Genomic DNA, 11,968 nt, shown 5'->3' with positions numbered 1-11,968 from the left:
TGCCGTGCCGCCGGTCTGGACAGGGCGGTGCGGGCGGTGGTCCGGAGTGTTCATAACTCCGGGGTAAAATGTGGATAAATGTTGATAAGTCGAATTAATCCGCTGAACGACAGCATGTCTCTGTTGTCGATAACTTGCGGGCTGCGGAACTCCGATTGTGAATTGACGGAGCAAATATACGATCGGCCAATCCCCGTTGTCAAGAGTCTCGGACAAAAAATCGGAAAAACGTGGAAACAATGTTCCCGTTTTTCAGGAATAAATCCTATATTTGCGACGTCAAACCAACAGTTTCATACCTTATGGACGATGGTCACAGTTCCACGTATAGCCACCGTGTCGTGCCTCAGCACGACGCCGTTCATTCATGGTATTCGGTACGAGGGTAATTTCCGTGCCGAACTGTTGCTCTCGCCCGATTCCGACTCCGTCATACAGGATTTCCTGAGCCGCAAGGCCGACATCGCATTGGTGCCGGCCCTCGCCGTACAGCTCCTTGCCGATGCGCGCATGGTGACCGAATACTGCGTGGGCGGGGTTCCCTCCTGCCGCGAGGGGCTTCTGTCCAGCTCCGATCCGCTTGTCGAGGGGTGGAAGGACTACGGCGAACTGCCCTTCGCCTTTGCGGTGTGGGTGGCCCATGCCGAAGTCGATGCCGATACGGTCGAGTCGTTGCAGCATGCGCTGACCTACGGACTCGAACACGGCTACGAGGCGTTGCTCGATTCGCCCTTCGCCGCCGACTCCGCGGCGGCCTACGGGGAGCTGCTGCAATTCGACTACATTTTCGACAACCAGAAAAATCAGGCGCTCCAAAAGTTCTGGGACTCGGGTGTGAAGGTCGCCCCGAGAGCCAATCCCGGCTGAAGAGAGTAAGCGGGCGGCGCCCGCCTCTCTAGGCATGCGGATTCAGGAACTTCACGAGAGAGCGATCATGATAACAATTTACCTCAAGCAGTACAACAAGATCATCCGGAATGCGGATACGCGGCTGTTCGACGAGCTGGGTTACGACGACATTCTGTGGATCGACATGCTCCAGCCGACGATCAAGGAACAGAAGGCCGTCGAGAATTTCATGGAGATCAGTCTTCAGACCAAGCAGCAGGTGGAGGAGATCGAATCGACGTCGAAATACTCGGAGGGCGAGAATGCCATCGTGTCGAACTCGAACTTCTTTGTCCCGACGGGCGATTCGTTCATCGTCGAGCCGGTGTCGTTCATCATCTCGAACGAGGGTGTGCTGGTCTCGGTGCGCAACACCGAGTTCCGGACCTTCCGTGAGACGGAGAAACGCCTCCAGATGAGCTATCGGAGCTATTCGACCGGCTATCACCTCTTCATCTCGCTGCTGGAGGTGCGTATCGACTTCGACGCCGATCTCGTGGAGCTGATCTCCAAGCAGGTTTCGGCCCTGTCGAAGGACGTGAACTCGGAGGATTCGATCGACAAGGAGGTGCTGCACCGGATCAGCGCCCTGCAGGAGAGCACGATGCTCTTGCGCGAGAACATCTTCGACCGCCAGCGCGTGCTGTCGGGCATCCTCCGCTCGGAGCGTTTCCCGAACGATATCTACCCACGTCTGCAGCTGATGATCAAGGATGTCAATTCGCTGATCAACCACGCCGACTTCAGCTTCCAGCGACTGGACTACATCCAGGACGCCGCGCTGGGTCTGATCAACATCGAGCAGAACGGCATCGTCAAGATCTTCTCGGTGGCTGCCGTGGTCTTCATGCCCGCGACGCTCATCGCCTCGATCTACGGCATGAACTTCAAGGCCATGCCCGAACTGGACTGGCACCTGACCCTCGACAACGGTACCGTCATCCCGCTGGGCTATCTCTTCGCCATCGCGCTCATGATCTTCTGCTCGATTCTGACGATCTGGTTTTTCCGCTACAAGAAGTGGCTTTGATTGCCGGCAGATAGCGTCTTTTCCGGCTAATTTTCGTATCTTTGCCCACCATACACGTTGTCATGCTCGAAAAACTGGCCAAACAGACCGCCGTCTACGGCATCAGCACCATCGTGGTGCGTTTCCTGAGTTACCTGCTCACGCCTTACTACACGCGCGTGTTCGGGCAGGAGGTCTACGGCATCGTGGTCGATGTCTATGCCCTGATCCCGCTGGCACTCACGCTGCTGACCATGGGCATGGAGTCGAGCTATTTCCGCTTCTCGGCAAAGGCCGAAGAGGCCGGCGGCGACGTGCAGGGGGCCAAACGGCGGCTCTTCGCCACCACGTGGGGCGTCACGTCGCTCGCGGCGCTGCTCTTCTGCGGCGCGATGATCCTCTGCCGCGACGGGGTGGCCCGCCTGATGGGCGAGGCCTATGTCGCCCATCCCGAGTACATCGTCTGGGTGGCGCTCATCATCCTCTTCGACGTTTCGGCCTGCATCCCCTTCTCGCGTCTGCGTGAACAGGGGCGTGCGATGACCTTCGTCGGCTTCAAGGCGCTCAACGTCGTGTTGAACGTCCTCTTTGCCGTAGGCTTCGGTCTGGCGGGCCTCTTCGCCACCGACTTCGGCGTAGGGTGGGCGTTCGTGGCCAACTTCATCGCCAGTGCGGTGACGTGGCTGCTGATCCTGACCACCGCCGACCGCACGGTGCCGCGCATCGACTGGCGGCTGCTCGGCGCCATTTTTGCCTACTCGCTGCCGCTGCTCGTCGGCGGACTGACAGGTACGGCCAACGAGTTCATCGACCGCCAGCTCATCAAGTACCTCGTTCCGGACGGTGCCATGGCGCAGGTGGGCGTCTACGGGGCCATCACCAAGATCGCCGTGGTCATGATGCTCTTCTACCAGATGTACCGTCTGGCCGCCGAACCCTTCTTTCTCTCGAACTTCAAGAAGTCGGATTTCGTGGCGATGAATGCCGCCGCGCTGAAATACTACGTCATGGCCTCGATGGTCATCTTCCTGGGCATCGCGCTGTTCCGCGACCTCTTCGCGCTGATCGTGGGCCGGGACTTCCGCGAGGGGATCTTCATTCTGCCCGTCGTGCTCGGGGCCAACGTGCTGACGGGCGTCTGGCTCAACCTCTCGTTCTGGTACAAGCGCGAGGAGCGCACCTCGCTGGCGATCGTCGTCACGGGGGCCGGTCTGGCGGCCATCCTGCTCTTCGGCTGCTGGCTCATCCCGCTGTGGGGCTACTACGGGGCCGCCTGGGCCCGCCTGGCCAGCGAATCGGCGATGGTCGCGGTCAGCTGGTGGCTCAACCGGCGCTTCTTCCCGACGCCCTATCCGTGGCGCCGGATCTGGGAGTATGTGTTTGTGGCCCTCGGGCTGTTCCTCCTCTGCGAAGCCTTCTCTTCGTGGGTCGGAGGCAATATGTTCGCCGGCTATACGTTTAATATCGTGCTGTTTGCATCCTATCTGGCCTATCTGATCCGCCGCGAGCGGATCGACGTGCGGGCGATGGTGCGGGCAGTCTGCGGACGGGGCCGCTGAATCCCCGCAAGGAGTGGATTATGCGATTTGCTGACATAACGGGACAGAACGATCTGAAACGGCATCTGGCGCAGACGGTCGATGCGGGGCGCGTGAGCCACGCCCAGCTCTTCACCGGGGCTTCGGGCTTCGGGACGCTGGCCCTTGCCGTAGCCTATGTCCAGTACCTGTGCTGCCGTCACCGCCGCAACGGTGATTCGTGCGGCGAGTGTCCCGACTGCCGGCAGATCGAGGCGCTGGCGCACCCCGACCTCCACCTGGTCTTCCCGGTGAACAAGCAGGGCAAGAAGTCGGGCGAGGTGATCCGCAGCGACGAGTTCCTGCCGCAGTTCCGCACGCTGTTCGCCGAGCGGCGGGGCTACTTCTCGCCGCAGGAGTGGTACGACAGACTCGACCTGGGCAAGACGCTCAAGGGGATGATCGCCGCCCGCGAAGCGGACGAGATCATCCGCAAACTCTCGTTCAAGAGTTTCGAGGCCGACTACAAGACGATGCTCGTCTGGCTGCCCGAGACGATGAACGAGGAGGCGGCGAACAAGATCCTGAAGATCCTCGAGGAGCCGTGGGAGCGCACGCTCTTCATCCTCGTTTCGGAACATCCCGATCGGCTGCTGCCGACGATCCTCTCGCGTACGCAGGAGGTTTGCGTGCCGCGCATTGCCCCGGAGGTGCTCGAGCGCGAGGCATTCGCCCGGGGCGTCGCCGACCCGCTGCAGGCGCGCAACATGGCGCGGCTGGCCGACGGCGACCTGCTTGAGCTGGGACACCTGGTCGCCGGTGAAAGCGATGCGCAGCGCAAGGAGCATTTCGACCTGTTCTGCAGCCTGATGCGACTGAGTTACAACGACAAGCACCTCGAACTGGTAACCTGGGCCGAGGATGCGGCGCAACTCTCGCGCGAACAGCAGCGGGGCTTTCTCCGGGATGCGGCCCGACTTTTGCGCGAGAGCTACATGCTGCACGCCGGGATCCGCGAGATCAGCTACCTGTGGGGCGAGGAGCTGGCCTTCTGTACGAAGTTCGCCCCGTTTGTCGGCTCGCAGAACATCGAGCCGCTGATCGCCGAGATCGAGAGCGCCTCCGCACAGATCGCGCAGAACGGCAATCCGACGATCGTATTCACCCATTTTGCTCTCTCGGTGAGCAAAATGATAAAACATTTGTGACGATGGCACGAGTGACACTTCTGATGGGCGGCAACCTGGGCGACGTGAAACGTACGCTCCAGTCGGCGCAGCAGCTGGTCAATGCCCGCGTGGGCGCCGTATTGCGCTGCTCGCACCGGTACGAAAGCGCCCCGTGGGGCTTCACGAGCGAGAACCGTTTCTCGAACCAGGCCCTCGAACTGACGACCGATCTCTCGCCGCTCGAGGTGCTCGACGCCTGCCAGGCGATCGAGCGCGAACTGGGGCGGAATCGCGCTGCAGAGCAGCTTGAGCGCTCGGCATCGGGTGCCCGCTATACCTCCCGGCCGATCGATATCGACCTGATCTTCTACGACGACCTGGTCCTTGAGACCGATCGCCTGACGCTTCCCCATCCGCTCCTTGCCGAGCGGGAATTCGCACTGGTGCCCCTGTGCGAGATCATGCGTCAGCGCCGGCATCCGGTGCTGGGTATCAGTGTGGGCGAGATGCTGTCCGCATTGCGGGAAAACCATAAAACGGAGAAGGCATGAGCATGCGGCGCTTCCTACTGCTTCTGTCGGCGGCTGCGACGCTGATCTGTCCGGGATGTTTCAAGGATGTCTCCGACAGCACGAACTACGTGCTCAAACCGTTGGTCCAGAATCTTTCGGCCGATCCGAACAATCCGCTCGAAGGGGTTCGGGCCTATGCCTTTGTGGCCGACACGGCGCTCTATACGGTCGCCTCCTACGAGGATGCCCTGAACGGAGTCGTGACCTCGCGGACGAACTCCTCGGACCGGCTCGATCCGGTCGCCACGTCGGAGCCCTGTGAACGCGAGGGGACGACGGGCTGGATCCAGATGCCGCTCACGGGCTCCTCGAAGAAGATGATCGTGGCCGTGGACCCGACCAACCGCCTCTATGCCTATACGCAGCAGGAGATGTCGGACAACCTGCCGAACCTCTACGTGACGCTCATCTTCAAATTGTGGAAGGAGGGCTTCACCTACAAGGACGGCAACTGGATTTTCCGCAACGATTACTACACTCCGCCCAAGGCGGTGACCTGCTACGTCTCGCCCTCGGTCCAGAGCGAGGAGGGCGGTGAGCCGGGTGCGATCGAGAAACTCGATGCCTATGCCTATGCCGTCGATACGACGGCGTGGTACATCGCCTCCTACGACGATGCCGTGGCGGGCAAGATCACCTCGAAGAGCGACGACTCGTTCACCCGCACCAACCCCAATTTCCAGGCTTACAAGGATTCCGAAACGGGGCTCTATTCAATGTCCGTCACCTCCGAGACGCTGATGGTCGTGGTTGTGGACCGTGTGGACCGCCTCTATGCCTACTCGCAGCAGACGGTCGATCTCGACGGCAGCAGCCCCACCTATTCGGTGCTCTTCCGTCCGTGGCGCAACGTCTGGATCGACGTCGATAACGGCTGGCGCATCGTGAACGAGTCCCTGACCCCCGAGAACCGGTCTGCGACGGCTCCGGCTGCCGCGACGCAAAGCCCTCTCCGCCGATGAAAACCCGCCGACACCATACGCTCAACCTGCTGCGCTCGGCCGTGGCGCTGCTCTTCGCCTCGGCCTTCCTGAGCCGTTGTGCCAACATGATGACTCCGACGGGCGGCCCGCGCGACTCGCTGCCCCCGGTGATCGTGGCCATGACGCCCGACAACTTCACGACGAACCGCCCCACGGTGGGTCACGACAAGATCTACATCGAGTTCGACGAGTTCGTGCAGATCAAGGACCAGCAGAAGGAGTTCTTCACCTCGCCCGAGATGAAGAAAAAACCGACGATCACCATGCGCGGCCGCGGAATCGTCATCCAGTTGCGCGACACGCTGCGCCCGAACACGACCTATGCGCTCAACTTCGGAAGCGCCATCTGCGACAACAACGAGGGCAACCCGCTCTATTCGATGCGCTACGTCTTCTCGACCGGTCCCGAGATCGATTCGATGGTCTTCTCGGGCTATACGGCCGACGGCTACAAGTCCGACTCGGTCTCGAAGAGCTTCATCTGGTTCTACCCGGCCGACTCGGTGGAGTATACCCCCGACTACGACTCGACGGTCTTCAAGTACCGCCCTTCCGTCATTGCGCGTGCCGAGAACAACGGTATCTTCATCGCCCAGAACCTCAAGCCGATCCCATACCGGATCTATGCCGTGCAGGACAAGAACGACAACCAGCTCTACGAGCCGGGAACCGACCAGGTGGGTTTCATCGAGGGAACCTACAATCCGGCCGAGATGCCCGACTTCGCCATCTGGTACGACTCGCTGCGCCGTTATGTGACTGCCGAACCGCAGCTCTATTTCCGCATGTTCACCGACGTGCAGTTCCGCCGTCAGGTGCTCTCGGAGAGTGCCCGGCCCCTGCAGCACAAGGCCATGCTCTACTTCGGGGCCCCGCGCCCGCGCATCACGAACCTGGTGTTCGACAGCATCCCTGCCGAGCGGGTCATCGTCGATCCGCAGACCGTCGGCCGCGACACCATCGCTCTGTGGTTCGACATGCCGTCGGAGTCGCTCCCGGATACGATCAAGGGCAAGATCACCTATTTCAAGCACGATACGGTGAACCGCCTGCAGGAGGTGACCGAGGAGCTGAAACTCGCGTGGCGTCTTGTCGAGACCAAGGAGCAGGAGCGCGAACGCGAAAAACTCGAACGCGAGCGCCGCAAGGCCGAGGAGGCCGGCGAGGAGTGGAAGGAGCCCGAGAAGCCCAACCCGTTTGCCTACAAGCTGCCGCAGAGCGGTGAGATCAACCCCGAGGAGCACCTGACGATCGACTTCGACTACCCGCTGACGCGGCTCGATTCGGCCAGTCTGCGGCTCGTGCGTACGGGAGCCGACAGCCTCTCGGAGGAGGTTCCGGTGCGCATGGTGCGCGATACGGGGCAGTTGCTCCGCTGGCACATCCGCGCCGCATGGGAGACGGGCGCACAGTATCAGCTGACGATTCCGAAGGGTGCGATGACCGACGTGGCCGGCCTCTCGAACGACTCGATCGTCGGTACCTATACGGTCTATGACCCGGAGAAGTTCGCGACGGTCAAGGTCCACGTCGTCGGGCGCAACGACGGCTCGAAGTACATCATCCAGCTGCTCGACGGCAACGGGGCGCTCAAGCAGGAGCGGCGTGACGTCACTACGGGCGATGTTCAGTTCAACTATGTTCCGGCCGGCGAGATCAAGTTCCGTGTGATCGAAGACCGCAACGGGAACGGCAAGTGGGATACGGGCAATCTGGTCGGCCGCCTGCAGCCCGAGCGCACGGAGATGTACATGAACGATGCGGGCGAGGACACCTTTGCGACGAAGACCAACTGGGAGATCGAGTTCACGATGGACATGAACCGGATCTTCGCACCGGTGACGATGCAGTCGCTTTCGCGCATGCTCGACGAGCGGGAGGCCCGCCGCCAGCAGCGTGAGGCGGAGAAACGAGCCAAGGAGGGACCGAAAAAGGAGAACCTCAACAACCAGCAGAATTCGATGAACGCCAACTTCGGCTCGGCGGGCAGCATGTTCAGCAACTTCAGATAAGGATATGACAGGACGCAACATACGGACTTTTCTCGTCGCGGCGGCGATGCTTTTCGGCGTGCTGGCCGCACCGCGTGCCTCGGCGCAGCATACGCTCGGTTTCACGGCCGGCTACGGCATGGGCACCGGGCGGTTCAATCCCAAACAGGAGATGCGCGGGATGTGGGGCATGTACGGCGGCGGCCTGACGTGGCGCTACTACGGCAAGCAACGCTTCGTCGGAGGCTTCGGTGTAGACCTCGAATTCCTGCAGCAGGGCTTCTCGTTCGCCACGAACACCGCGGCGGTCGAGGAGAAGAAAGACTACCTCTACTACACGCGCAACATGAACACGGTGATGCTTCCGGTCGTCTGGCAGCCGCACATCTACATGTTGCGCAACCACGTGCGGGTCTACCTCGAGGCGGCCGCAACCTTCTCCTACACCTTCTCGTCCCGCTACGAGAACGAGCAGGCTCGCGAGCAGGGCGATCAGGCCTGGAACGGGGACTACGCCTACAAGCTGCCCCGCGACAACCGCTGGGGCTACGGACTGGCCGGCGGAGGGGGCGTGGCCTTCCTGATCGGCCGTTATGAGCTGAACTTCCGCGTGCGCTACTATTTCGGCTATTCGGACGTGCTCCGCAACCGCAACAAGTATGCGGACAACGCGATCGACGGCCCGGAGAACCCCTTTGCATCGACCCCGATGCGCTCGCCGCTGGACAACATGATGATATCCGTCGGCCTGAACTACCGATTCAACAAGGAGGGCTTCGAGACGTGGAAGCCCCGCCCGAAGCGGACGAAGAACCGCGAAGTATTCAAATACGGATTGTAAAACAGAGAACTATGGAAACCACACGCCAGCAGAAGATCGCCAAGCAGATCCAGAAGGATGTGGCCGAGATCTTCCAGAAGGAGGGAGCCGCCCTTGTGCGGGGGCTTCTGGTCACTGTTACGGGGGTGCGCGTGTCGCCCGATTTCGGATACGCCAAGATCTACGTCAGCGTCTTTCCCTTCGACCGGAGCGCCGAGTTGATGAAGACGCTCGAGCACCAGAACTGGTTCGTCCGCCGGGCCCTGGGCCAGCGGCTGCGCAACCAGTTGAAGAACGTCCCGGAGATCCAGTTCTTCCTCGACGATTCGCTCGAGTACATCGAACACATCGAGCAGGCGTTGAAATAGGCGCCGGATCCGGACGATGCTGGCCCGCCTCTTTGCACGACGCTACCTCTTTTCGCGTCAGTCCCGGTCGGTCGTGAACCTGATCTCGGGGCTGAGCGTGGCCGCCGTGTCCATGCCCGTCGCCGCGATGATCATCCTGCTGTCGGTCTTCAACGGCTTCGAGACGCTGGTCAAGTCGATGTATTCGGCCTTCGATGCTGACCTGACCGCTGCTCCGCGTACGGGGCAGACCTTCGTCTTGTCGCAGGTCGATACGGCCGCCCTTGCCCGCATCCCGGGTGTAGCCTCCTTCTCCTTCCTGCTGGAGCAGAGCGCCCTGCTCGAGCACGGCGACCGGCAGGCCACGGCCACGGTCCGCGGCGTGGACGATGCCTACACCGGGGTCTTCCCGCTGGGCGAAGCCGTCACGGCGGGCGAATGGTGCGTCCGGCTCGGGGACCTTGAGAAACTGGTCATCGGGCAGACGATGGCCTGGGAATTGGGTATTCGCTCGCTGGCCGATGCCGACGTGACGCTCTATGCCGTGCGTCGGGGTTCGTTCTCGAGCCTGTTGCCCGTCGGGAGCTATGCGCGGCGGACGGAGCCCGTCGGCGGGGTTTTCTCGCTCGACCTGGAGACCGAACGGACCTATGTGCTCTCTTCGCTGCGCCTGGCGCAGGAGCTCTTCGACTACCCGGGGCAGGCCACCTCGCTGGTTTTCCGCCTCGATGCCGGTGCCGACGTGCATGCCGTGCGGCGCGAAGTCGCATCGGCCCTGGGCGACACGTTCCGTGTGCGGACCCGCGACGAGCTGCGCGCTTCGTTCTACCGGATCATGACCTACGAGAAGTGGGGCATCTTCTTCATCGCCCTGCTGGTACTGGTCGTCGCCTCGTTCTCGGTCGTCGGGGCGCTGTCGATGCTCATCGTGGAGAAGCGGGCCGACCGGGCGACGCTGCGGGCGCTGGGGGCCGACCGGGCGCTGATCCGCTCGATCTTCCGCCGTGAGGGGCTGCTGATCTGCGGGCTGGGTGCCGCCGTGGGTGTCGTCCTCGGTGTGGGTGCAAGCCTCGTCCAGCAACACTTCGGTCTGATCGAGATTCCGGCCGAGACCTTCCTTACGAAGAGCTACCCCGTGGAGTTCCGTTTGGGTGACCTTGTGGCCGTCGTGCTCTCGTTCGGGGTTGTGGCATGGCTGCTGACGGGACTGACGGTGCGGAGTATGATAAAAAACGACGAACGATGATGAACAAGCTATTGCGACATGCCGTCTGTGGCCTGCTGGCCCTCGGGGCGCTCTCGTGCGCCCGGCATACGATCATTCCGGACAGTGAGCTGGCGTTGATTTTCCGTGATGCCTTCCTGGCCAATGCCTATATTTCCAACGAGAACATCCGCACCGACTCGCTGCGGATCTACGAGCCGATCTTTGCCCGCTACGGCTATACGACCGAGGATGTCTACTACACGATCGGCAACTTCTCGAAGCGCAAGAGCGCCCGCCTGGGCGATGTCGTCGAACGGGCGATCGACCTGCTCGAGGCCGAAGGCAAGGTCTACAACCGCGAGGTGGCGATCCTCGATACGATCGACAACGTCGCGCAGCGCACCTTCACGCATACGGTCTATGCCGATTCGCTGATCCGCGTCTCCTCGCTGCGGGACACCGCGCGGCTGAGCTTCACGTTCGACGTGGTTCCGGGCGAATATACCGTCTCGCTGAAGTATCTGGTCGATTCGCTCGACCGCAATACGCGGGGGCTGAAGGGCTCGGCCTGGCTCGAGCGTGCCGACGGCTCGCGCTCGAACCTCTATACCGTGACGCTGCGCCGCGGCCGCGAGGAGCGATTCATGCGTACCTTCACGCCCGATACGACCCACCGCCGCCTGCGTGTGGACCTGCTCGACTTCGGTCAGACTCCCGCCCGCCCCTCCGTGACGGTCTCCGATCTGAAGGTAACCTACACCACGCCGGTCGCCGATGCGGTGGACAGCCTCTACCGCCGTCAGTTGAACATCCGTATCTTTGCCGATGAATTCTTCCGCGCAGCCCACCCGGCGGATAGCCTCTAACCTGCTCTGGACCCCGCAGGGGCTCGTGCGCAACCCGCTTATCACGCTCTCCGCGGAGGGACGCCTGCTCCGTGTCGAGACGTGTCCCGAACCCGACCGCCGGCCCGCCACGGAGTTCTACTCGGGACTGCTTGTCGCGGGCTTCCCCGCCGACTACCGCGCCGCTTTCGTGCGGCTCCGTGAAGTGGGGCTTCCGCTCGGCGAGGCGTTGCCTGCGCTGGTCCACCCCGACGGGGTTGCGGTCGTCCTCTCGGGCCTCGATTACGATACACTCCGCCTGACGCCCCGTTCGGCGATCCTGAAACTCTGATTCCGTCCCGTTTTTCCTGCCCGTTTCAGATCGGGAGGTGCTCTTCGACCGTCTGCCGCAGGTGGCTGTCGTCCAGGTGCGTGTAGATCTCCGTGGTGAGGATGCTCTCGTGGCCGAGCAGTTCCTGCACCTGCCGGATGCTGGCCCCGCCCTCGAGCAGGTGGGTGGCGAACGAGTGCCGGAAGGTGTGCGGCGATATCTTCTTCTCGATGCCGGCCCGGCGGGCCGCCTCGCGGAGGATCGTGAAGATCATGACGCGCGTGAGGCTGCTGCCGCGGTTGTTCAGGAA

The 11,968-nt window shown here is 62.0% G+C and carries 13 protein-coding genes; 12 read left to right on the top strand and 1 reads right to left on the bottom strand.

All coding sequences use genetic code 11. The features are described from left to right. Window positions 1-309: 309 nt before the first annotated feature. The 12 genes from QZL63_RS05080 to QZL63_RS05025 all read left to right on the top strand — a co-directional run bounded on the left by QZL63_RS05080 (window position 310) and on the right by QZL63_RS05025 (window position 11,679). Window positions 310-867 (top strand): MqnA/MqnD/SBP family protein, encoded by a 558-nt coding sequence (locus QZL63_RS05080; RefSeq protein ID WP_022308247.1) that lies wholly within the window; start codon window positions 310-312, stop codon window positions 865-867. Between the two features lie 67 nt (window positions 868-934). Next, the gene (locus QZL63_RS05075; protein ID WP_022308246.1) at window positions 935-1,918 is read left to right on the top strand and encodes a magnesium transporter CorA family protein; all 984 of its coding nucleotides are present in this window, start codon (window positions 935-937) and stop codon (window positions 1,916-1,918) included. Between the two features lie 62 nt (window positions 1,919-1,980). Then, window positions 1,981-3,456, top strand: coding sequence for an oligosaccharide flippase family protein (locus QZL63_RS05070; protein ID WP_022308245.1), 1,476 nt, complete (start codon window positions 1,981-1,983; stop codon window positions 3,454-3,456). Between the two features lie 20 nt (window positions 3,457-3,476). After that, on the top strand, window positions 3,477-4,622 hold the full coding sequence (locus tag QZL63_RS05065) for a DNA polymerase III subunit (protein WP_022308244.1): 1,146 nt from the start codon (window positions 3,477-3,479) through the stop codon (window positions 4,620-4,622). A 2-nt stretch (window positions 4,623-4,624) separates the two neighbouring features. Next, window positions 4,625-5,134, top strand: coding sequence for a 2-amino-4-hydroxy-6-hydroxymethyldihydropteridine diphosphokinase (gene folK / locus QZL63_RS05060; RefSeq protein WP_022308243.1), 510 nt, complete (start codon window positions 4,625-4,627; stop codon window positions 5,132-5,134). A gap of 2 nt (window positions 5,135-5,136) precedes the next feature. Then, complete coding sequence (locus QZL63_RS05055) at window positions 5,137-6,117, top strand: hypothetical protein (protein WP_290586065.1); 981 nt, start codon at window positions 5,137-5,139, stop codon at window positions 6,115-6,117. Then, window positions 6,114-8,150, top strand: a complete 2,037-nt coding sequence (locus tag QZL63_RS05050) for an Ig-like domain-containing protein (protein WP_022308241.1) — start codon at window positions 6,114-6,116, stop codon at window positions 8,148-8,150. The genes QZL63_RS05055 and QZL63_RS05050 overlap by 4 nt, the downstream gene beginning before the upstream one ends. Before the next feature lie 4 nt (window positions 8,151-8,154). Beyond that, on the top strand, window positions 8,155-8,970 hold the full coding sequence (locus tag QZL63_RS05045; RefSeq protein WP_022308240.1) for an outer membrane beta-barrel protein: 816 nt from the start codon (window positions 8,155-8,157) through the stop codon (window positions 8,968-8,970). A gap of 11 nt (window positions 8,971-8,981) precedes the next feature. Next, window positions 8,982-9,317, top strand: coding sequence for a 30S ribosome-binding factor RbfA (rbfA, locus tag QZL63_RS05040; protein ID WP_022308239.1), 336 nt, complete (start codon window positions 8,982-8,984; stop codon window positions 9,315-9,317). A gap of 16 nt (window positions 9,318-9,333) precedes the next feature. Next, complete coding sequence (locus QZL63_RS05035; protein ID WP_022308238.1) at window positions 9,334-10,542, top strand: FtsX-like permease family protein; 1,209 nt, start codon at window positions 9,334-9,336, stop codon at window positions 10,540-10,542. Further along, entirely contained in the window at window positions 10,542-11,369 is an 828-nt protein-coding gene (locus QZL63_RS05030; RefSeq protein WP_290586071.1) for a DUF4296 domain-containing protein, read from the top strand. Before QZL63_RS05035 ends, QZL63_RS05030 begins: the two co-directional genes overlap by 1 nt. After that, complete coding sequence (locus tag QZL63_RS05025; protein WP_022308236.1) at window positions 11,329-11,679, top strand: hypothetical protein; 351 nt, start codon at window positions 11,329-11,331, stop codon at window positions 11,677-11,679. Before QZL63_RS05030 ends, QZL63_RS05025 begins: the two co-directional genes overlap by 41 nt. Before the next feature lie 25 nt (window positions 11,680-11,704). Here the strand turns inward: QZL63_RS05025 and QZL63_RS05020 are convergent. Then, on the bottom strand, window positions 11,705-11,968 hold a 264-nt coding region (locus QZL63_RS05020; protein ID WP_290586062.1), incomplete at its 5' end, for a tyrosine-type recombinase/integrase.

Origin of the sequence: Alistipes sp. CAG:268 (genome assembly GCA_000434235.1) — a bacterium.
GTDB lineage: Bacteria > Bacteroidota > Bacteroidia > Bacteroidales > Rikenellaceae > Alistipes > Alistipes avistercoris.
This window is presented reverse-complemented; position numbering and strand designations above follow the sequence as displayed.